This window comes from Algoriphagus yeomjeoni (assembly GCF_003259505.1).
GTDB lineage: Bacteria > Bacteroidota > Bacteroidia > Cytophagales > Cyclobacteriaceae > Algoriphagus > Algoriphagus yeomjeoni.
This window is the reverse complement of sequence record NZ_QLLK01000022.1, coordinates 1-20,205: the sequence shown is the minus strand read 5'-3', so window position 1 is coordinate 20,205 and position 20,205 is coordinate 1. Positions and strand designations below refer to the sequence as shown.

The following is a 20,205-nucleotide window of genomic DNA, read 5'->3' as shown; positions in this document are numbered from 1 at the left end:
ATTAGAACCTCTTGGCACTACTTATAGAATCCTTCATAAATGTCCCCCAGGTTAGGTTCATTTTACCTGGCTTCTGAGCCTTTGCATAGCTGATTGCCATTTTAGCTGCCTCTTCCACTACCCATTCGAAATTCTCTGCTCCTACAGAATTTATATCTGCATCAGGAGCTGGGTTTCCAAAATCAATAGCATAAGGAATCCCATCTTTCACAGCAAATTCTACCGTATTGAAATCATAGCCGAGACCTTTGCAAAGCCTCAAAGTATAATCTTTAACTGTTGCCAATAATTTCTTTGAAGCTGGAGGACCATCAACCACATAGCGTAAATGATGTGGATTACGCGGTTCGTAAGGCATGATTTTTACAGCTTTTCCACCAAGACAATACACTCTAAAATACTCTTCAAAGACAATTTCCTCCTGAAGCATCATTACAAGTTGTCCAGTCTCAGGGTGCGTTCTGAAAAACTCCTCCTTGTCCTCCAGGCGATAGACATTTTTCCAACCTCCACCGGCATAAGGCTTCATGTAAGCAGGAAACCCTACGTATTCAAATATCCCTTCCCAATCTAAAGGAGCAACAAGATTTCTAAATGACTTGGAAGAAGTGTCATCCGGATGCTTGGAGGAGGGTAAAATCACAGTTTTAGGAAGCGGTACGCCCAATTGATCTGCTAGCGCATTATTGAAAAACTTATCATCTGCACTCCACCAAAAAGGGTTATTGATCACTGCGGTGCCAGTCAAGGCAGCATTTTTCAGATATGCTCTGTAGAAAGGGACATCCTGCGATATCCTATCTATAATCACAGTATATTCTGTTAACTGGTTTTGAATCACCTTATCAATCTGAACTGCTTCAGCGATTATTCCTTTTTCAGCTTTCTGATTTACTCTATCAATAAAAGCCTGAGGAAAAGTGTCCTCCATTCCGAAAAGTATTCCTATTTTTTTCATGTGTTTATAATTTGATTTTTAATGGCCACATGGAATCTTCGCAAGCAGCATAATCATACCTCTGTGTGTCGCTTTGGGTCATGCTCGATTTCATGTGTTTATAATTAGTTATTCAATGGCCATCCCGATAGCTATCGGGAGGAATCTCGCAAGGGTATAATCATCCCAGTGTGTGAGGTTCTTCGTCATGCTCGATTTAATACAAAATATTTTTATAAGCTGATCTAGTTAAACTTTATTCTACTGAGGTAATGCGGGAACATCTCTTTCCAAACATCCCAATCATGCTGGCGGTTTTGACGCACGTCAAACCAATGATTTACGTTTTTTGCCCTGAGAGTATCATGTAGTTTGATATTCGCATCATAGCAGATATCCCAATTTGAGGTCCCCAATACAATATCCATTTTCCATAATTCCTGATCATGAAGTCCTGGTAGATATTCTAATGGATTATTGTAAAAGATATCATCATGCTGGTATCCATCCATAAAGCTTCGAATATCAAATGCTCCCGACATACTAAACATATGACTGACATAGCCCGGATGCCTAAAGGCAAAATTGGCGGCATGATATCCACCAAAACTACATCCAGCCATCACCACCTTAGCCACAGGCGTGTTTAATCGGATTCGCTCTACGATCTCATGGCAAATCATTTTGTCATAAGCTACATGATTCTGAATTCGCTGATGAGGATGAATGCCTTTGTTGTAAAAACTATCCGCATCATTACTTATGGGACAATAAATTTGGATAAGACCTTGTTCCAGATACCAATGGGCAGACTTAATTAAACCCATATCACGATTCTCATGAAAAGAGCCTTTTGAAGTGGGAAAAACTACAACTGGGTACCCAGCATGACCAAAAACCAACATTTCTACATCCCGCTGTAAATGGGGAGAAAACCACTTTAAATATTCTTCTTTCATGTGCTTAAAATTAGATCTCAATTGGCCACTTGGAATCTCTCAAGATGTATCATCATACATCTGCGTACCGTTTTCAACATGTTCGATTACACAAATAAAATTTCAACAAACACTGAAAAATCAGAGGTTTTCTCTCACTTTCAAATACTAGTCATAATATCCTAAAAAGAAAAGAAAGTAGTGTCAGCTTATTGAAAAAAGATTAATTACTCGCCCTTCAAATCGAGATCGGTTCTGCGCTTATACAGAAGATTCCGGATCAACCCAACAATTATATAGAGAAGACAGGCACCTACAAAGATCCATTTGGTGGTGCTAAAAAATGAGGCCATATATCCGAGAGTGAAGCTTTCGGAAGGAAATCTCAGAATTAGAACAGAGACCGTAAGGTTCTCAAAAAGATCCAATAATACTGTGATTATAGGTAAAATAATAAGACATTTTTTCTTCCAGATTTTACAGATAAGCCCAATGAGAAGTAATAAATAAAAAATCATGTACGGCATATCCAATGCCCAAATTATCAAAAGGTATTGTTTCCTCATGCTTTCTCCCATGGTCTGCAAAACACTAAATGCTTCACTGGCAGAGTAGGCAAACCGTAAGTCCAATGCCAATTTTGGAGGCATGTACAGGTTTAACAAAAAATTAAAACAGACAAATAAGGCAAAAAGAAAAGCCAAAATGGAGGACTTTTCCAGCGTTTTAAAAATGACTTTCATAGAAAAAAATTACATTTTAAATACATAGTAAAAGATTCTGAGGTAATATAAATAATCATTTAGTCAATTTCCCTCGGTGAATTCTCATTCTAGGTTTTATACCAACTTGCGTACATGGGATAGTTTTTTGCTGTCCTTGAGATAACATCCTCCATTTCAGGACCAGTTTCTTTCACCTTTTTTGCAGGCATTCCTGCATAAATTGAATTTGCTTCCACAATGGTGTTAGCTAATACTACAGCACCGGCAGCGATTACTGCTCCAGAATTAACAACTGCTCCATCCATCACGATCGCCCCCATCCCTATCAAAACTCGGTCATGAATCGTACAGCCATGAACCACTGCATTGTGAGCTATAGAGACTTGGTTACCAATGTAAGTCCCTGCCTTTTTATAGGTACAATGAATTACAGCACCATCTTGAATATTAGTGTCATTCCCTATTCGGATTTCATGAACATCGCCCCTAATCACTGCGTTAAACCAGACTGTACAATTAGCTCCCATCTGTACATCTCCTACTACAGTAGCGTTTGGAGCTAACCAACACCCGTCTCCGAAAGAAGGAGTTTTCCCATTTACTTCTAATTGCAATGCCATATTTACCTACTTAAGAATATCGTATTTCAATAAATCTGATACAAAGTTTCACTTTTTCTTTTGTGTAATGAACTTTTTAGCAAATTTTGAGTTTGCATGTATATACACATAATTTAGAAAAAACTTACACCAATGAAAACTATCAAACAAACAGGCCTTATTCTAGCAGCTGCATTGCTGACATTTGCATGCGGTCAATCTGGAGAAACTGTAGAAACCACTGACGCAAAAGAAGTTGCAGCTACTGAAGGCCAGACCTTATCAATTGACAATTCAGCTACTGCCATTTCTTGGAAAGGGTACAAGCCAACTGGACAACATACAGGAATCATTCCAGTAATGGATGGTACTGTAGCAGTCGACGGAGGAAGCATTACTGGAGGAAAAATTACATTCGACATTACTGCTTTAGAAGTACATGATTTGGAAGAAGGTTCTGAAATGCACGGAAAGCTGACTGGTCATTTACAATCTGATGACTTCTTTGATGCTGCAAACCATCCAACAGCAACTTTCGAAATCACATCTGTTGAGCCATTCTCAGCTGGTGACGTAGTCGCTGAAGAAGAGCAGTATGAAACTGAAAACACACCAGTTGCTGCAACAGAATTGAATACAGAAACACCTACTCACTGGATCAGTGGTAACCTTACAATGAGAGGAACAACTAAAAACATCAAGTTTCCTGCAACAGTAAACTTAAATGACGGTACAGTAACAGCAAAAGCTGGCTTCAATATCGACAGAACTGAATGGGGACTTTCTTACCAAGACGAATCTAGCGTAGCAGATAAAGCAAAAGACAAGTTTATCTACAATACTGTTGGAGTAATTTTGGATGTGAAAGCCAATTAATTACAACAAACTCATTTGAAAGAGGAATTCTAACCGGATTCCTCTTTTTTTGTGCTATCAATGAAACACAACTCCTACGTTTACCCTATTCCAAATCCATTGTGGATTGAAAAGCTTTGCAGATGGGCTGATTTTCATTTTAACTTTTTTGCATATACTAATGGAAATAACCATGAGTATCCAGAAAGTCCCTTTACAACCAAATTTTATGCTGGAAATAGGCAGTTAGCTGAAGTCGAAATCTGGAGTGAAACTACCCATATCAAAAAAGTTGGGATCATTGGGTATGACTTCAAAAACAGATTAGAAAAGCTAGAAAGTAAAAATCCAGCTTTTTTCGATCTTCCCGAGGTTTGCTTTTTTACGCCCTCCTTTTCATTAGAGTTATTAGGTGAAAAAATATTTTCAGCTGTTGAATTGACTGAGGAATTCTGGAAGGCAATAGAAGAAATACCCCTGCCAACTCAGTCTACTACCAGCTGTTCGGTATTTCCTCAAATCACCAGGGAGCAATATCTCTTCACTGTCAAGACTATCCAGGACCATATTATTGAAGGGAATACCTATGAGAGCAACTTTTGCCAAGCATACTCAGGAGGTTTTGATACTTGGGACCCGATAGCCGCCTACTTCAAGTTGAACGAGCTTTCTTCTATGCCTTTTTCGGCTCTTTTCAAAGCAAAATCCAATTGGCTAGTGTCAGCTTCACCAGAGCGATATCTGAAAAGGACAGGAAATAAAATCATAGCTCAACCCATCAAAGGGACCATCAAAAGAGGTGAATCCGCAGCTGAGGACTTGCATAATAAGGAAACGCTAGCGAATAGCGAGAAGGAACAAGCCGAGAACTTGATGATCACTGACTTGATGAGAAATGATCTTTCCATGGTCTCCAAAACAGGTTCTGTGAATGTAACAGAACTTTTTGGCATATATCCTTTCCCGAAAGTTTTTCAGATGATCAGTACCATTACTTCTGAATTAAAGGATGATGTGACTTTTTCAGATATCATCCAAGCATCGTTTCCAATGGGAAGTATGACTGGCGCACCCAAAATCAGGACAATGGAAATAATCGAAGAGCTAGAAAGTTTTAAAAGAGGATGGTTTTCTGGGACTTTTGGCGTGATCGAAGAAAACGGGGATTTTGATTTTTCTGTGATCATTCGAAGTATAATCGCAGATATCGAATTGAAAAAACTCTACTTTGGAGTTGGAAGTGCCATCACTTTCGACGCAGATGCAGCCCAGGAATATGATGAGTGCATTCTAAAAGCAAAGGCAATACTTGAAGTACTCAGTGGAAAATGAAAAGGACATATCTCCGAACCCGATCAGGAAGATAATCCATGTGGATATGGATGCATTCTATGCTTCTGTAGAACAGTTGGATCATCCAGAGTGGAAAGGCAAACCATTGGTAGTCGGGGGAAATGCAGCTAGAGGTGTAATCGCTGCGGCAAGTTATGAAGCCCGGAAATATGGAGTCTATTCCGCTATGCCCTCGGTTTTAGCCGCCCGAAAATGCCCACAGCTTATCTTTGCACCGGCGAGATTTGATCGATACCGAGAGATTTCCAATCAGATCAGAGAGGTTTTCTATGAATATACTGATCTAGTTGAGCCTCTTTCTTTAGATGAAGCATTCATGGATGTGACAGAAAATAAGAAGGGCTTAAAATCGGCCATTTTGATAGCCAAACAAATCAGGCAAAAGATCAAAGAGCGCACAGGATTGAATGCTTCAGCTGGAGTTTCTTACAATAAGTTTCTTGCAAAAATCGCCTCTGACCTGAACAAACCTAATGGTCAGGCAGTCATTCTCCCTGAAGAAGCTGAGGACTTTTTAGAAAAATTACCTATCAAAAAATTCTTTGGGATTGGGAAAGTCACTGCTGAGAAAATGGGGAGTTTGGGAATACACAACGGAAAAGACCTTAAACAATTTTCGCTGCAGTACCTCACCAAAAAATTTGGAAAATCAGGCATACATTACTTCAATATTGTCAGAGGGATTCATCTTTCTGAAGTGCAACCGCATAGAATCCGTAAGTCACTCAGCGCCGAAAATACTTTTGAAAAAGATCTTTCAGAGTTAGATGAACTATCTTCAGAATTAAAAAAAATCTACGAGGAATTAATCAAGCGAATCAAAAAATCTGGAATTAAAGGAAGAACTGTCACTCTGAAAATAAAATACTCTGATTTCACCCAGCAAACCCGCAGTAAAACCCAGGAGCAGTATCCTGATGAACAGCTGATCTGGGAAATCGCACAGGAACTTTTAAACCAAGAGCCTTTTCAAAATTCTATTCGCTTATTAGGATTGGGGATATCAAACCTAAACATCATAGAAGAACACCAGCATTTTGGGGAGCAGCTGAAGATTCCCTTCGCAGGATAAGCTTAGATTCAGTTTAGACCTTCATACAAGCTAAATAGGCTAGCTACTATCAATCCATGATTTAACAAAATAAAAGAATCAGACTTTCTGCCATTTTGTCCGCATTTTCGTAATTTTGCCAACCGAAAGAAGGAAAGAAGAAGTACATGACCAATTTGATTGCAGACATTGATATCATCTCAGGGGAAGAAGCACAAGCGTGCGACTTCAAGACCACTGTAGATGAGAATACCGGAAAAACGAAGAAACTATACATAGAAAGCTACGGTTGTGCGATGAATTTCGCTGATTCTGAAGTGGTAGCTTCTATCATGAAAGAAGGGGGATTTGACACCACTTCTGATTTTTACCAGGCAGATGCTATTTTCCTGAATACTTGCTCCATCCGTGAAAAAGCTGAGCAGACTGTAAGAAAGAGACTTACTGATTTCCAACGGGCGAAACGAGCGAAGCCTTCCTTGACCATAGGAGTGCTGGGCTGCATGGCAGAACGCCTTAAAGAAAAGCTACTTGAAGAGGAAAAAATCGTAGATATCGTCGTAGGTCCAGATGCCTACCGCGACCTTCCAAATCTTATTTCAGATGCAGAAGATGGACGAAAAGGCGTAAACACCTTTCTTTCCCGTGAGGAAACCTACGCTGACATCTCCCCTGTTCGGCTGAATTCAAACGGCATTACAGCATTCATTTCTATCATGCGTGGCTGTGATAATATGTGCTCGTTCTGCGTGGTTCCATTCACTCGTGGTAGAGAAAGAAGTCGTGATCCGCAATCTATTGTAGCTGAGGCTCAAGATCTTTTCTCCAAAGGATACAAAGAAGTGACCTTGCTCGGCCAAAATGTAGATAGCTATAAGTGGTCTCCTGAGGAAAACAATAAGGCTAGACTGAACAAAAAACAGGAAGAAGTAAGCACAGTAGTCAATTTCGCCAATTTGCTGGAAATGGTAGCATTGGTAAATCCATCTCTAAGAATACGCTTCTCGACTTCGCACCCAAAAGACATTACAGATGAAGTCTTGTACACGATGAAGAGGTACGACAACATCTGCAAATACATCCATTTACCAGCTCAAAGTGGTAATTCACGCGTGTTGGAAATGATGAACAGAACCTACAGCCGTGAATGGTATTTGGAGCGAGTTTCCAAAATCAGAGAGATCTTGGGAGAAGAATGCGGTATTTCATCCGATATGATCACTGGGTTTTGCACTGAGACCGAGGAAGAACATCAAGACACACTTTCCCTGATGGATATTGTGAAATTCGACTTTTCTTACATGTTCTTTTATTCGGAAAGACCAGGCACATTGGCGGCAAAGAAATATGTCGATGATATTCCAATGGAAGTAAAAAAGAGGCGTTTATCTGAAGTCATCAAAAAACAAAGTGCATCTTCTTTTGAGCGAAATAAGTTGGATTTGGGCAAGGAGCAAGTCATCCTTGTGGAAGGCGCCTCTAAAAAATCAGCTGATGAATTCAAAGGAAGGAACTCAGCAAATAAGGTAGTAATCGTACCGGCTGGAAATTATTCTAAGGGTGATTACTTAACCGTGAAAATTACCGATTGCACACCAGCAACGCTTTTTGGTGAGGTAATTGAAATAAACCCTAAACTAAAATGATTACAAATCCGGAAGTACAAAGCGTCAAACAACGCTTCGGGATCATTGGTAATAGCCCACTTTTAAATCACGCCATCCAAGTAGCCATGCAAGCAGCACCTACTGACATGACGGTATTGATCAACGGTGAAAGTGGCAGTGGTAAGGAAAGTTTTTCGAAGATTATTCACTCACTAAGCCTTCGTAAGCATGGCAAATTTATAGCAATCAATTGTGGCGCTATTCCAGAAGGGACAATTGATTCAGAACTTTTTGGTCATGAAAAAGGCTCTTTTACAGGTGCGCACGAAGCCAGAAAAGGTTATTTTGAAGTGACTGATGGCGGTTCTATATTCCTTGATGAGATTGGTGAAATGCCTTTGGGAACTCAAGCAAGATTGCTGCGCGTGCTGGAAAATGGAGAATTCATAAAAGTGGGTTCTTCCAAGGTTCTTAAAACCAATGTGCGAGTAATCACTGCCACTAATGTGAAACTTCTCAATGCAGTTGAAAAAGGTAAATTCAGAGAGGATCTTTACTACAGGCTGAATACGGTTCCGATTTTTGTCCCACCATTAAGGGAGCGTGGAGAAGATGTGGTCTTGCTTTTCAGAAAATTCACTTCGGATTTTTCCGAGAAATACCACGTTCGCCCGATTTCATTGGATCATGAAGCCCAAGCTGCGTTGATGCGTTATTCCTTTCCGGGAAATATCCGTCAATTGAAAAATATTGCTGAGCAAATATCTCTTTTGGAAAGCGAACGAGATGTCGATGCCGAAACCTTGGCAAGATATCTTCCGTCTGACAATTCTCGTCTACCAATGACGCTTCCTAACATGTCAAAAAACAATGATTCTTCAGATTTTTCTGAAAGAGACTTGTTGTATAAGGTACTCTTTGACATGAAAAAGGACATGAATGAGTTGAAAAAATTAGTGCTGGATTCTTACAAAAACGGAGGATTAAACCAAGCTATCATTCAAAAGCATCAAAGTCTTTTCGAGGATATGGATAGCGGATTTGGCACTCCTGAAAGTACCGAATCCAATCCTAGCTACGTTCCATTAGTGATCGATTCACAAAAATCCAACTCTTCAAATAATGAAGATTATGAAGATGACGCAATCGAAGACATCATTCATGAAGAAGATGATAATTCTCTATCATTGGAGAAGAAGGAGAAAGAAATGATTCTAAGAGCTTTGCGCAAGCATAATAATAAGAGAAAATACGCAGCAAGCGATCTGGGAATCTCCGAGCGCACGCTTTACAGAAAGATCAAGCAGTATGAAATCGATCAATAAACTCAATGTCCTAATCTGCGGATTAGCCCTTTTGCTATTCCAGAGTTGCTCTGTTAGCTATAGCTTTACGGGTACGAATATAGATTATGACCTAGTAAAGACTTTTACTGTTGAAAATTTCTTCAACGATTCCGGAGGAGGACCTGCGAATATTGAGCAGCGTTTCACCGAAGCTCTTAAAGAATATTATCAGCGAAACACCCAGCTTGAACTCGTAAGATCAAATGGAAACTTGCAGTTTATGGGAGCAATTTCCCGCTACACTACTACTCCACAGGCCGCAGTATCAAGTAATGACCCTAATCGTCCTGACCGCGCGGGTACCATGCGGTTGACTATCGTAGTGGAGGTGGAGTATATTAATACAACAAATGAGGAGGAAAATCTAAAAAGAGGATTCACCTTTTTCCAAGATTACGATCCACGGACGACTACCTTTTTGGATGTAGAAAATGAGTTGGTAGATGAAATATTCACAAACATCATTCAGGATATCTTTACTGCGACAGTTGCAAACTGGTAATTTGCTTATATTCAAACTATAAGAGATATCCAGTTGAACGCAGCCCAATTTTTAGAAATAATCCATAAAAAAGATTCGTTACAAAGTAGTGAGGTGGTGAAATTAGAAAAGGTAAAGGAAAACTTCCCTTACTTTCAAATTCCACATATACTTACTGCCCGCTATGAATTTAAGATTAATGGTGCTGAACATTCGCTTTCTCGAGGATATGCAGCGATCACCAGCCCTGATAGAATTTGGCTTAAAAACCTAATCGAGAAGAAAGAGGAAATAGTCTCTCCAGTAAAAGATGATTTGGGTGAAAGAGATCAAGTAGAGGATCTAAACTCAAAAACAGAAAGCGGCAGAAAGTCATTAGACCTAATAAAAGGCATAAGTAAAAAAGAAATTAAATTAGAATCGATCAAGGAGATCGAGGCTAGAGAGAATAATCAAAACTTAGCATTTGGCGGTGCGGCGATTAAGTTTAATCTTAGTGCAGCAACAATGCGGTTAACAATTGTCATTGATGTAGAATATACCAACGCGGCAAACGAGGAAGAAACGCTAGTAAGTGCCTTCACGTTTTTCAAGGATTATGATCCAACTACGACTACTTTTCTCGATATGGAAAAAAAGTTGTTAGATGAGATTTTTACAATCATTCAAGATATCTTCACATCGCCTGACTCAAGTGCTTATTTTCCCAATATTCAATCCAAAAGAACTATTCAAGTGAATGCAGCCCAATTTTTAGAAATAATCCAAAAATCAGATTCCTTAGATCGCGGCGATATTCTTCAGTTGCAAAAGGTGCAGGATAATTTTCCATACTTTCAGATTCCACATGTCCTTACCGCCCGTTATGAATTTCAAAAAAGTGGGATAGAGAAATCTCTATCTGTAGGGTATGCAGCGATCACTAGTCCAAATAGAACTTGGCTAAAAACGTTGGTAGAAAAGACCGAAGAAAAGCCAAATACTCCAAAAATTGCTCCTTCTATACCTACACTCAAACAAGAAGAAAAAGAACCGGAAAAAGGAGAAATAGCTGTGGTAGAGGCTAAGCCTGAGCCACCAAAACCAAAGCCAAGAAGAAGAAAACCTCCTAAGGATGATTTGATCGAAATGATCAAGAAGAAGGATAAAAAGGAAATTCTTGATGAGAAAAAGAAGGAGCAAATTGACCTGATCAAAGCTTTCAGCAAAAAATCTATCAAACTCGCCACTATAAAGGAGATAGAAGCGAATCAGAATACAGAGAACTTAGCTGCAGCTAGCACTCAGATAAATGACAATATGATTTCAGAATCTTATGCAAAGATTCTTGCCAATCAGGGTAAGAAGCAATTGGCCAAGGAAATTTATGAGAAGTTGGTATTGAAGTTTCCGGATAAAAGGGCTTACTTTGCGGACTTGATTGAAAAACTGAAAGATTAACACCCATATTATATGTTTACTTTATTAATTACAATTATTCTGATTTTGGCCGTATTGCTAATTTTGGTGATCCTAGGGCAAAATTCTAAAGGCGGAGTAGGTGCAGCATTTGGTGGCAGTGCCTCGCAAATCATGGGTGTAACCCGTACCGGAAATGTACTTGAAAAAGCAACCTGGGTCTTGGCTGTATCTATCCTTGTATTGTCTTTGGCATCTTCTGCATTCTACACAGGATCACAGTCCAACCAATTTTCTTCTCCTAACATTGAGAACGCGAAGCAGCAAGTAGTAGCTCCTTCTTTTGGACAAGACGAAAGCCTTCTTCCAGCAGCAACTGAAGAGACAACTACTGAACCTGATACTACTTCAGGAAACTAAGAAATAACGGTTATAGAAATCAAAGTCTGCTCCTCCAAGAGCAGACTTTTCTTGTTTATTGCCTATCCTGTAACAGACTTCAGTAATAGTCTCTTGCTGATAGGAACCAACGTCTCTTCGATAGGAAATTCTCTTTGGCTATGAATTCTCCAAGTAGCAGGATTTGGCAACTCCTTAATTTCCCTCACCAATTCCATTTTTATTTTTTCCAGTGTATTTACCAAACTTCTTTGGAATACACCTACCAGCCACATACTGATACTTCGGAATTTTTCACCAGCAAAATGCAGTAAACTAGATTTATACCGAAAGGCATGAATATCCTGTTTTTTGTCTCGAGACATTAAAATATATCCCTCTTGATTATAGATTGGAACGATACCTACTGGCTCAAACTCTAGTTGGCCTTCTACAAAATCATAGATAGTTTTCCCTTCCTCTATCTTAGAAGTGATCTTGGGTAAAGCAAATTCAGTGATCATCGATAGTTCCTTCATGATTCCGTCCTCGTTGACCATTGATTGATAATTCAACTTTCCATTTTGAAAGTCAATAGAATCTAAAGTCTTTGGAAAAAGGCTAGTGAGTTCTTTCTTACCTGATTTCAATTCATTCAAATCACGGTAATGGTCAATCAATTCTGCAAGAACCGGATAAAGCTTCATGGCATTAAAATGCTTGTTGGTTTCCTGCAAATAGGCCAGCAATTGGTACTTTTTATACTCAAAATCTATCAGGCCTTCTGTAATCCAGTTTTTAGGTAGTGATGTCATAGGAAATAGGTTTGGATATAAATTACGAATTTCTGACAATTTTGAAACGATAAGAGCAAAAATGGCAGTCACACCTGCCATAAAAAACAGGCACTTGCCATAATTTCAAGCGCATTTACAGCCGATTTGTCAGCCTTTAGCAAGAATCCTTGCTTGGCACAGGAAGTGCTAATAGGCAAGTACATTTTAATCTAACCTTAAACGAATTTATATTATGTCAAAAGTAAACATCAAACCTCTTGCAGACAGAGTTTTGGTACAACCTGCTGCAGCTGAAGAGAAAACAGCTTCTGGACTTTACATCCCAGATACCGCTAAGGAAAAACCACAAAAAGGTACTGTAGTAGCAGTAGGAAATGGCAAAAAAGATGAGCCTTTAACTGTTAAAGTTGGCGACACCGTATTGTACGGTAAGTATTCCGGTACTGAGCTAAGCGTGGAAGGCAGCGACTATCTTATCATGAGAGAGTCTGACATCTTTGCAATACTTTAATAAATCATCCTTAATCGTTAACTCAAAATAGTAACAATATGTCTAAGCAATTATTTTTCAACACAAGTGCAAGAGATCAACTGAAGAAAGGCGTTGATGCACTTGCAGACGCAGTAAAAGTGACATTGGGACCAAAAGGTCGTAATGTAATTATTGACAAAAAATTCGGTGCACCTACTATCACCAAAGATGGTGTGTCTGTAGCTAAAGAAATCGAATTGGCTGAGCCAATCGAAAACATGGGTGCTCAACTGGTAAAAGAAGTAGCATCCAAAACTGCTGACAATGCAGGTGACGGTACTACTACTGCAACTGTACTAGCTCAATCTATCTTCGGTGTAGGTATCAAAAACGTAGCTGCCGGAGCTAACCCAATGGATCTTAAAAGAGGTATTGACAAAGCAGTTTCTGCTGTAGTTAAGCAACTTCAAGCTGATTCCAAGCAAATCTCTACTTCAAAAGAAATCGCTCAAGTAGCTACTGTATCTGCTAACAATGACGAGGAAATCGGAACAATGATTTCTAACGCAATGGACAAAGTAGGTAAAGACGGTGTGATCACTGTAGAGGAAGCAAAAGGTACTGAAACTGAAGTGAAAACTGTAGAAGGTATGCAGTTTGACAGAGGTTACCTTTCTCCATACTTTGTGACTAACACGGAGAAAATGGAAGTTGAGTTGGAGCAGCCTTACATCTTGATCTACGACAAGAAGATCTCTTCGATGAAAGAATTGCTTCCAGTACTTGAGCCAGTTGCTCAGTCAGGAAAAGGTCTAGTAATCATCTCTGAAGATGTAGATGGAGAAGCTCTTGCTACTCTTGTAGTGAACAAAATCAGAGGTGCTTTGAAAGTGGCTGCTGTTAAAGCTCCAGGTTTCGGTGACAGAAGAAAAGCAATGTTGGAAGACATCGCTATCCTTACTGGCGGAACAGTTATCTCTGAAGAAAGAGGTTTCAAACTAGAGAACGCAACTATCGACATGCTTGGTAGAGCGGAAAAAATCAACATTGACAAGGATAATACTACTCTTGTGAATGGTGCAGGTGATGCAGCTGCTATCAAAGGCAGAATCGCTGAAATCAAAGCACAGATTGACAAAACTACTTCTGACTACGACAGAGAGAAATTGCAGGAAAGACTTGCTAAACTTTCTGGTGGCGTAGCTATCCTTTATATAGGAGCTGCTACTGAAGTAGAAATGAAAGAGAAGAAAGACCGTGTAGATGATGCACTTCATGCAACTAGAGCTGCCGTACAAGAAGGCGTTGTAGTAGGTGGTGGTGTAGCTCTTGTAAGAGCTGCTGAAGCACTGAACAACTTGAAAGGTCTTAACGAAGATGAAGATACAGGTATCAACATCATCAGACAGGCAATCGAATCTCCATTGAGAACTATCGTTTCCAATGCTGGTGGTGAGCCTTCTGTAGTGATCAATAAGATCAGAGAAAACAAAGGTAACTATGGTTACAACGCTAGAACTGACGTCTACGAAGACTTATTCAAAGCTGGTGTAATCGATCCTACTAAAGTTACTCGTCTAGCTCTTGAGAATGCAGCATCTATTGCAGCACTTCTATTGACTACTGAGTGTGTAGTAGCAGATATGAAAGAAGAATCTCCTGCAATGCCTCCAATGGGCGGCGGAGGAATGGGCGGCATGATGTAATCAACGCTCCACCATACTTTAAAAGGAGGTTCCTGAGAACCTCCTTTTTTATTGCCTGAGTAGCAGTTGATAAATAGAATTAAATTAAAAAAGGCACTTAAACCTTTTTCTTGGATGAGTTTTAATCGTATTTTGGCTTAGTCAAAAATCCCTTTTTCTTCCTTAACTCTATAAATGATCCAATTTGACACCATTTTTCTAGTGGATGACGACCCAATAAATAACCTCATCAATAAAAGGTTACTCGGAAAAGTTGGTATCGCTGAGAACATTATAGAATTTGTAGAAGGAGAGGAAGCCCTTAACAAACTCAATGACATCGACTCTAGCGAATCACTGCTTATTTTTTTAGATATAAATATGCCCGTTTTGAATGGATGGGAATTCCTTAACAAATACCAAGAAGCATTCGCCAATAGGTGCGATAAAATAGTTATCCTATCTAGCTCTATTGATTATCAAGACCGGTTTAAGGCCCAAGGCTACGAAATAGTTTCTGGTTTTTTAGAAAAACCTTTGACCCTTGAGAAAATCAAAACTCAGATGGAAAAATACGAACAAGAATAACTACTAATTAGTCAATGGCTGGCTTTAGCCTATCCCAGATATCTCTGATCAATAGAAAAGGAACTAGGGCATTGTCTCCAGAGCCCCCCATTCTAACAATAACCAAACCTTCTGAAGGAACCACCATTAAAAACTGGCCATTTTTACCCATAGCCTGATACATATCAGCAGGTGCAGTGGGAACTAACATGCCTGGAAAAATCGTCTGCGATCGCGGTATCATATAGGAGCTCTTGCCGTTTAGCCAAGTTAGATAACCATAGCTTCGATTGAGGGTTTGAGAGGATTGTGAAAGTTCACTGAAAAAGTCCCCAGACCAAATCTCATTTCCATTCCAATTACCGTTGGCGAGTAATAAAAGTCCAAATCTTGCAAAAGTTCTAGCATCGCTGTAGAACACATTGTTCTCACCGGTTTTTTGCCAAAATCCCTTCATACCTATCTTGTCTCCTAAATTCTCATTGAAGAAATTTTGAAAGCTTTGACCTGATGCATTTTCAACTACCTGTTCTAATAAAGTATATGGAGCATTATGATAGGCCCATCTTTCTCCGGCTTTTGCCAAAAAAAGCAGCGAGGAAGGACTAGTGTTATCCTGATTGGCAACACCATCATCTAAACCTGTCGTCATCGTAAGCTGGTGAATCAGTCGAATATCACGCTCCTGACTGTTGGTTAGTGATGTCCACCCCTCACCAAGATATTTCTGGGTTCGGTCACTCGTCTTTAGTAATCTTTTACTTTCTGCAATCCCTACTAAAGTAGCAGTAAGTGTTTTTCCGGCTGATGCCCAATACCAATAGGAGTTTTGATCCATTCTCCCAACACCAGTAAGTTTATCGCCCCAATATTCCTCAATCACAATTTTCCCATCTTTTAGAATGATAAAAGCCCTAGTATCCTGTGTTGGTAACCAAGCTAAAAACTCCGCAAGTTTAACTCCATCCCAGCCTAATTCTGATACAGGTTGTTTATCCCAAATCGAAGATTCGTTGGGAGGAAAATAAAGATTAGATGTATTTGACGAGGGTTTTTGAGCTTCGGCGCAGGAAGCAATCAAAAATATCAAATAGCCAAGGATAGTTATTTCTCTAAAATTCTTTATCACTACTTTCTTAATCAGGTTCTTAAAAAGCTTCATTTAGATATCATTACAGATTAGATAAAAGACTAGAGGGTAGGTTTAATCCTCATAGAGTTTCAGTGAGTAATAAAGCAAACTATTCTGTTCAAAAGTAAGTGATTTAAAAGAAATTAAACCTAATTAATCTTTTCCTCTGGCTTCAATTGATAGCAACGCTCGTGAAGGTAAAAACCAAGTTTCCGATAAAAAGGAACAGAGTTTTCTGCTGAAAATAAAATCAATCTGGCGTCTGGCGCTATGCTCCTTGCAAACTTCAGCATACCTTTCCCTATCCCTTCCTTTTGCCGAGTCGAAATAACTGCCAAATCTGCAATAAAGGTTCTGTATGAAAAATCAGTTAATGCACGAAGAACTCCTACCACTTGCCCATCCTCTCTTGCCACAATCACCAAATTAGAATTGACCAGCATGCGTTCTAAATGATTCTGATCATGCATAGGTCTTCTGAGGCCCAAGCCAGATTCATCCAGAACATATATAAATTCCACAAGAGACAAGTTCTTTTCTATTTCAAAAGAAACCATTATTTTGAGATATAATTAGTTAACAATGTCAAGAGGAGCAGGCTTTATTTCTTCAGCAAATAAATCTTCAAAAGACAATAGAAATCTTGCGAGGATCCGCCCCAAAGCTGAAAGAGCCGATGGGATATCCCGCGAGCAAAACATGGATAAAGCTGATTTGACAAGCATAGATGACAGCATCAAATTCAGAATGAACCGGTATTCATCTGGTTCCAAAAGTGGCTACTTTTTCGCGATTATGGTGATTCTTACGCTATTGTGGATATTTTGGACAGCATTTTTCTAATGCGCTTCAGTTAAGCACATCCTTTAATTCTTCCTTTTTCTTGAACATCGCCTTTGCAAATGGACATAGTGGAATGACTTTGATCTCTTCTTTCCGCACATAATCCACCAATTCCTTCAAAAGTTTTAGCCCTATTCCTTGACCTTGGAGACTGTCATCAACTTCGGTGTGTTCGATGATCATCTTTTTTGGACCAGCCATGACGTAGACCATTTCTGCAAAGCGTTTCGCTCCTTCTTGAATGAAAAAAGAACCTCTTCTTCCATCATTTTCATGTTCAATTTTTATTTCACTCATAGTTTAACTTGTTGTGTTGCCTGAAGTCATTTCATCATACACCTCATCTATTGGTTCCCACAGCTCTATGCTATGTCCATCAGGATCGAGAATATGCACAAACTTCCCGTATTCTGTATCATCGATTTCATCCAAAATAGTCACTCCCTCAGCTTTTAGCTCTTGAACCAAGTCTACCAAATTTTCCACTCGATAATTGACCATAAACTCCATTTCCGAAGGCTTGAAATACTGCGTATCATCCTTCATTGGTGACCATTGCGTAAAGCCTTTTTTATTCGAATTCTCAAATTGTCTCCACTTAAATGTGGTTCCATACGCATCGGTATTGAGGCCAAGGTGAGTTTGGTACCAATCTTTGGTTTTTGCCGGATCTTTAACCTTGAAAAATATTCCGCCTATTCCTGTTACTCGTTTTTTCATCCGAATACATCGTTTTTGTGAGGTATTAAGATAAGGAAAATCGCTTTTCAAAAATTATATGTTTGAGTCAAAATAATCAAATCCCCCTGCCCTCTTTGTATAGAGGGAGTTTCATCAACTTAACTTCAGCTGTTGACTCCAAGTATTTATATGAATTTACTATGTTAAACGACTGACTACTGATCACTGGGACTGCAAACTGAAATCTAATTCGCTTCTTCAATCTTCACCTTCACCTTTTTCACTCGCTCATTCTTCAGCTTCGGCATCAGTTTTTCTACCAAATTACTTTTGACAGCCACATAAGAAGCAAAGTCCATAATCGTAATCAATCCGATCTCAGAACTGCTCAGCCCCCCTTTTTTAGTGAGCATTCCTACTATATCTCCCTTGCTAACTTTGTCCTTTTTTCCAGCACTTACATAGAGACAAGTCCACGCTTGTGGAACTGGCGGAACAAGCTTTTCTCCTACTTTGTATTCTTCAATAAATTCTTCAATGTAATCTGGTCTTGCTTCGTCATTTGCCAAAATCAAGTAAGACAAGCCCTCCGCATGCATTCTAGCAGTCCGACCATTTCTATGGATAAAAGCATCTTCCTTTGGAGGCAATTGGTAATGAACTACATGCTTGATCTCTGGAATATCCAACCCTCTAGAAGCCAAATCAGTCGCGATCAACAGATTCGTGACTTTACTTCGGAATCTAATCAGGTTTTTCTCCCGATCGATTTGCTCCAATCCACCATGCAGCACCGAATGGAAATAATCGTAGTCATTCAACAATACACTTAAGCGATCCACCGCATCCCTATGGTTACAGAAAACTATACAGGACTCATCCTGAAACCCTGCTACCAAGCGCATCAGCGTTTCTCCTTTTTCCTTGCTTGAGCTATGAACGATCTTTAATTCCAACTTTGACTCCGTTACATCTTTGAGAAAATTAACTGTACGGTGATCGACAAAGGGCAGAAAGTCTGGAAGTCTTTTCAACACAGTCGCTGAAGTAAGCAAATGTCTTTGCTGACCATTCAACGCTCCAAATATCACTCTCAATTGCTCGTGAAAGCCCATTTGCAGTGATTTATCAAATTCATCCAAAACTACTGTTTGGATAGTTTTCGGATCGAAAGAACCTCTTTCTATATGGTCAGCCAATCTTCCGGGAGTACCAATAATCACATCCGGTGCTTCGCCTAGGCTATTAGATTCTAATTTGGAGGAATGTCCACCATAAACCGTACTCACCCGAAATGGAGTTCTCATCCCTTTGAAAACCTGCTCGATCTGAATTGCTAATTCCCGGGAAGGAGCGATGATCAGTGCCTGCACTTCTCTTACATTTTCCTTAAGTGAATTGAGAAGTGGAAGCAAAAAAGCTACAGTTTTGCCCGATCCTGTGGGAGATAAAAGTACGAGATGTGGATTTTTGGCTGCTCTGGAGATAAACTCAGTCTGCATTTCGTTGAGGCTATCAATCGACAGGCTTTTGAGATACTGGGCGGTGGTGTTTGTTTGTTTTTCTGACACACACAAAAGTACCCAATTCCTCTGAGCTCTTTCTTGAAATCATCAACTGAAGCTAAACTTCCTTTCCTTTCACCACCAAAAACCAATCTCCTTCCAGTTCCAAATAGCCAAAATCATAACAATAATGGTAGACGTTCCCTTTCTTGGTTTCGTAGAGATGCGTGAAATACCTGAATTGAAATCCATCACTTAGCAGTCGCGCACGGGTTGTTTTACCCATTTCCTCTCCGGCAGGAATGATTCCTTCCAAAATATTCCTGTTTTTCTTTAGACTGTGATTTACCCGGCGGATGTAATTGGTGGTAAGCGCATTTTGCTGATTGTTGTAAGCATTTCTGCAATTATCATCACAGAACTTCTTGTCAATCCTACCTTGAATCACCGCATTGCAGTTCAAACAGTATTTTTTCTCGATGGCCATTGGATAAAAAGTTTGAAGAAATTTAAATATGCATATCCGTTTTTCTACCAGTATGATCGCATAAGCAATGTAGGCTATGTTAAACTTATGCATTTAGGCCCTCTTCCGACCCGTTGAACAAAGAATCTAAGGTGACTGGCATCATCCGATAGCTATCGGTTAGTATATGAAAAGTAGGCGTTTACGAAGCACAAAATTTTCAGTTAAGCACAAAGTTTGATCCGAGCCAAAAGCCTTGAATTTATTACTGTTTCGCCTATTTTTCATATACATTGTTGCACTAAACCTACGGTAGTTTCAAGAGCAGCCAGAAAGAGGTAACTTTTTAGATCATTCATTAACTCTTATTAATCATGAAAAAAAAAGGA

General features: G+C 39.4%; 23 protein-coding genes. 12 read left to right on the top strand and 11 right to left on the bottom strand.

The features are described 5' to 3' along the window. Position 1: 1 nt before the first annotated feature. The 4 genes from LV83_RS20875 to LV83_RS20860 all read right to left on the bottom strand — a co-directional run bounded on the left by LV83_RS20875 (position 2) and on the right by LV83_RS20860 (position 3,220). Entirely contained in the window at positions 2-958 is a 957-nt protein-coding gene (locus tag LV83_RS20875) for an ATP-grasp domain-containing protein (RefSeq protein ID WP_111613504.1), read from the bottom strand. Between the two features lie 224 nt (positions 959-1,182). Further along, positions 1,183-1,896 (bottom strand): esterase family protein, encoded by a 714-nt coding sequence (locus tag LV83_RS20870; RefSeq protein ID WP_111613503.1) that lies wholly within the window; start codon positions 1,894-1,896, stop codon positions 1,183-1,185. A 206-nt stretch (positions 1,897-2,102) separates the two neighbouring features. Next, positions 2,103-2,618 (bottom strand): hypothetical protein, encoded by a 516-nt coding sequence (locus tag LV83_RS20865; RefSeq protein WP_111613502.1) that lies wholly within the window; start codon positions 2,616-2,618, stop codon positions 2,103-2,105. A gap of 89 nt (positions 2,619-2,707) precedes the next feature. Further along, complete coding sequence (locus tag LV83_RS20860; protein WP_111613501.1) at positions 2,708-3,220, bottom strand: gamma carbonic anhydrase family protein; 513 nt, start codon at positions 3,218-3,220, stop codon at positions 2,708-2,710. A 132-nt stretch (positions 3,221-3,352) separates the two neighbouring features. On the opposite strand from LV83_RS20860, the gene LV83_RS20855 reads away from it, so the two are divergent. The 8 genes from LV83_RS20855 (at position 3,353) to secG (ending at position 11,710) form a co-directional block, all read left to right on the top strand. After that, the gene (locus tag LV83_RS20855; RefSeq protein ID WP_111613500.1) at positions 3,353-4,075 is read left to right on the top strand and encodes a YceI family protein; all 723 of its coding nucleotides are present in this window, start codon (positions 3,353-3,355) and stop codon (positions 4,073-4,075) included. 60 nt (positions 4,076-4,135) lie between these two features. Beyond that, positions 4,136-5,386 (top strand): anthranilate synthase component I family protein, encoded by a 1,251-nt coding sequence (locus LV83_RS20850; RefSeq protein WP_111613499.1) that lies wholly within the window; start codon positions 4,136-4,138, stop codon positions 5,384-5,386. Beyond that, positions 5,364-6,479: a DNA polymerase IV gene (gene dinB, locus LV83_RS20845; protein WP_262510747.1), complete on the top strand. Its 1,116-nt coding sequence runs from the start codon at positions 5,364-5,366 to the stop codon at positions 6,477-6,479. The genes LV83_RS20850 and dinB overlap by 23 nt, the downstream gene beginning before the upstream one ends. Before the next feature lie 146 nt (positions 6,480-6,625). Beyond that, the gene (miaB, locus tag LV83_RS20840) at positions 6,626-8,104 is read left to right on the top strand and encodes a tRNA (N6-isopentenyl adenosine(37)-C2)-methylthiotransferase MiaB (RefSeq protein WP_111613498.1); all 1,479 of its coding nucleotides are present in this window, start codon (positions 6,626-6,628) and stop codon (positions 8,102-8,104) included. Beyond that, positions 8,101-9,390: a sigma-54 interaction domain-containing protein gene (locus tag LV83_RS20835; RefSeq protein ID WP_111613497.1), complete on the top strand. Its 1,290-nt coding sequence runs from the start codon at positions 8,101-8,103 to the stop codon at positions 9,388-9,390. Before miaB ends, LV83_RS20835 begins: the two co-directional genes overlap by 4 nt. Continuing rightward, positions 9,374-9,913, top strand: a complete 540-nt coding sequence (gene lptE, locus LV83_RS20830; protein WP_111613496.1) for an LPS assembly lipoprotein LptE — start codon at positions 9,374-9,376, stop codon at positions 9,911-9,913. The genes LV83_RS20835 and lptE overlap by 17 nt, the downstream gene beginning before the upstream one ends. A gap of 96 nt (positions 9,914-10,009) precedes the next feature. Beyond that, positions 10,010-11,332 carry a hypothetical protein gene (locus LV83_RS21695; RefSeq protein WP_245947120.1) on the top strand — a complete coding sequence of 441 codons (1,323 nt, stop codon included), beginning with the start codon at positions 10,010-10,012 and terminating at the stop codon, positions 11,330-11,332. Between the two features lie 12 nt (positions 11,333-11,344). Continuing rightward, positions 11,345-11,710 (top strand): preprotein translocase subunit SecG, encoded by a 366-nt coding sequence (secG, locus tag LV83_RS20820; protein WP_111613495.1) that lies wholly within the window; start codon positions 11,345-11,347, stop codon positions 11,708-11,710. A 62-nt stretch (positions 11,711-11,772) separates the two neighbouring features. On the opposite strand, the gene LV83_RS20815 is transcribed toward secG, so the two are convergent. After that, positions 11,773-12,483 carry a hypothetical protein gene (locus LV83_RS20815; protein ID WP_111613520.1) on the bottom strand — a complete coding sequence of 237 codons (711 nt, stop codon included), beginning with the start codon at positions 12,481-12,483 and terminating at the stop codon, positions 11,773-11,775. A 214-nt stretch (positions 12,484-12,697) separates the two neighbouring features. On the opposite strand from LV83_RS20815, the gene LV83_RS20810 reads away from it, so the two are divergent. From LV83_RS20810 to LV83_RS20800, 3 genes are all read left to right on the top strand, one after another. Continuing rightward, positions 12,698-12,976 carry a co-chaperone GroES gene (locus LV83_RS20810; protein WP_111613494.1) on the top strand — a complete coding sequence of 93 codons (279 nt, stop codon included), beginning with the start codon at positions 12,698-12,700 and terminating at the stop codon, positions 12,974-12,976. 38 nt (positions 12,977-13,014) lie between these two features. Continuing rightward, on the top strand, positions 13,015-14,643 hold the full coding sequence (groL, locus tag LV83_RS20805) for a chaperonin GroEL (protein WP_111613493.1): 1,629 nt from the start codon (positions 13,015-13,017) through the stop codon (positions 14,641-14,643). A gap of 174 nt (positions 14,644-14,817) precedes the next feature. Then, entirely contained in the window at positions 14,818-15,210 is a 393-nt protein-coding gene (locus tag LV83_RS20800) for a response regulator (RefSeq protein ID WP_111613492.1), read from the top strand. A 7-nt stretch (positions 15,211-15,217) separates the two neighbouring features. Here LV83_RS20800 and LV83_RS20795 read toward each other — a convergent pair whose 3' ends face one another. Both LV83_RS20795 and LV83_RS20790 read right to left on the bottom strand, forming a co-directional pair. Next, a complete protein-coding gene (locus LV83_RS20795) occupies positions 15,218-16,351 on the bottom strand; it encodes a serine hydrolase domain-containing protein (protein ID WP_111613491.1) in 1,134 nt (377 codons plus the stop codon). Between the two features lie 119 nt (positions 16,352-16,470). After that, positions 16,471-16,878: a GNAT family N-acetyltransferase gene (locus tag LV83_RS20790; RefSeq protein WP_111613490.1), complete on the bottom strand. Its 408-nt coding sequence runs from the start codon at positions 16,876-16,878 to the stop codon at positions 16,471-16,473. A 25-nt stretch (positions 16,879-16,903) separates the two neighbouring features. Here LV83_RS20790 and LV83_RS20785 point away from each other — a divergent pair, with 25 nt between their 5' ends. Next, a complete protein-coding gene (locus LV83_RS20785; RefSeq protein WP_111613489.1) occupies positions 16,904-17,164 on the top strand; it encodes a hypothetical protein in 261 nt (86 codons plus the stop codon). Between the two features lie 6 nt (positions 17,165-17,170). Here LV83_RS20785 and LV83_RS20780 read toward each other — a convergent pair whose 3' ends face one another. The 4 genes from LV83_RS20780 to LV83_RS20765 form a co-directional block, all read right to left on the bottom strand. Continuing rightward, on the bottom strand, positions 17,171-17,461 hold the full coding sequence (locus LV83_RS20780; RefSeq protein WP_211320512.1) for a GNAT family N-acetyltransferase: 291 nt from the start codon (positions 17,459-17,461) through the stop codon (positions 17,171-17,173). A gap of 3 nt (positions 17,462-17,464) precedes the next feature. Next, positions 17,465-17,884, bottom strand: coding sequence for a VOC family protein (locus LV83_RS20775; RefSeq protein ID WP_111613488.1), 420 nt, complete (start codon positions 17,882-17,884; stop codon positions 17,465-17,467). 206 nt (positions 17,885-18,090) lie between these two features. Beyond that, entirely contained in the window at positions 18,091-19,347 is a 1,257-nt protein-coding gene (locus LV83_RS20770) for a DEAD/DEAH box helicase (RefSeq protein ID WP_111613518.1), read from the bottom strand. 121 nt (positions 19,348-19,468) lie between these two features. Beyond that, a complete protein-coding gene (locus LV83_RS20765) occupies positions 19,469-19,837 on the bottom strand; it encodes a hypothetical protein (RefSeq protein WP_111613517.1) in 369 nt (122 codons plus the stop codon). Between the last annotated feature and the right edge of the window lie 368 nt (positions 19,838-20,205).

What these genes read in the sequence shown, in the direction of transcription:
- LV83_RS20875 (WP_111613504.1), bottom strand. Translation starts at nt 958, where the DNA reads ATGAAAAAAATAGGAATACTTTTCGGAATGGAGGACACTTTTCCTCAG.
- LV83_RS20870 (WP_111613503.1), bottom strand. Translation starts at nt 1,896, where the DNA reads ATGAAAGAAGAATATTTAAAGTGGTTTTCTCCCCATTTACAGCGGGAT.
- LV83_RS20865 (WP_111613502.1), bottom strand. Translation starts at nt 2,618, where the DNA reads ATGAAAGTCATTTTTAAAACGCTGGAAAAGTCCTCCATTTTGGCTTTT.
- LV83_RS20860 (WP_111613501.1), bottom strand. Translation starts at nt 3,220, where the DNA reads ATGGCATTGCAATTAGAAGTAAATGGGAAAACTCCTTCTTTCGGAGAC.
- LV83_RS20855 (WP_111613500.1), top strand. Translation starts at nt 3,353, where the DNA reads ATGAAAACTATCAAACAAACAGGCCTTATTCTAGCAGCTGCATTGCTG.
- LV83_RS20850 (WP_111613499.1), top strand. Translation starts at nt 4,136, where the DNA reads ATGAAACACAACTCCTACGTTTACCCTATTCCAAATCCATTGTGGATT.
- miaB (WP_111613498.1), top strand. Translation starts at nt 6,626, where the DNA reads ATGACCAATTTGATTGCAGACATTGATATCATCTCAGGGGAAGAAGCA.
- LV83_RS20835 (WP_111613497.1), top strand. Translation starts at nt 8,101, where the DNA reads ATGATTACAAATCCGGAAGTACAAAGCGTCAAACAACGCTTCGGGATC.
- lptE (WP_111613496.1), top strand. Translation starts at nt 9,374, where the DNA reads ATGAAATCGATCAATAAACTCAATGTCCTAATCTGCGGATTAGCCCTT.
- secG (WP_111613495.1), top strand. Translation starts at nt 11,345, where the DNA reads ATGTTTACTTTATTAATTACAATTATTCTGATTTTGGCCGTATTGCTA.
- LV83_RS20815 (WP_111613520.1), bottom strand. Translation starts at nt 12,483, where the DNA reads ATGACATCACTACCTAAAAACTGGATTACAGAAGGCCTGATAGATTTT.
- LV83_RS20810 (WP_111613494.1), top strand. Translation starts at nt 12,698, where the DNA reads ATGTCAAAAGTAAACATCAAACCTCTTGCAGACAGAGTTTTGGTACAA.
- groL (WP_111613493.1), top strand. Translation starts at nt 13,015, where the DNA reads ATGTCTAAGCAATTATTTTTCAACACAAGTGCAAGAGATCAACTGAAG.
- LV83_RS20800 (WP_111613492.1), top strand. Translation starts at nt 14,818, where the DNA reads ATGATCCAATTTGACACCATTTTTCTAGTGGATGACGACCCAATAAAT.
- LV83_RS20795 (WP_111613491.1), bottom strand. Translation starts at nt 16,351, where the DNA reads ATGAAGCTTTTTAAGAACCTGATTAAGAAAGTAGTGATAAAGAATTTT.
- LV83_RS20790 (WP_111613490.1), bottom strand. Translation starts at nt 16,878, where the DNA reads ATGGTTTCTTTTGAAATAGAAAAGAACTTGTCTCTTGTGGAATTTATA.
- LV83_RS20785 (WP_111613489.1), top strand. Translation starts at nt 16,904, where the DNA reads ATGTCAAGAGGAGCAGGCTTTATTTCTTCAGCAAATAAATCTTCAAAA.
- LV83_RS20780 (WP_211320512.1), bottom strand. Translation starts at nt 17,461, where the DNA reads ATGAGTGAAATAAAAATTGAACATGAAAATGATGGAAGAAGAGGTTCT.
- LV83_RS20775 (WP_111613488.1), bottom strand. Translation starts at nt 17,884, where the DNA reads ATGAAAAAACGAGTAACAGGAATAGGCGGAATATTTTTCAAGGTTAAA.
- LV83_RS20770 (WP_111613518.1), bottom strand. Translation starts at nt 19,347, where the DNA reads ATGCAGACTGAGTTTATCTCCAGAGCAGCCAAAAATCCACATCTCGTA.
- LV83_RS20765 (WP_111613517.1), bottom strand. Translation starts at nt 19,837, where the DNA reads ATGGCCATCGAGAAAAAATACTGTTTGAACTGCAATGCGGTGATTCAA.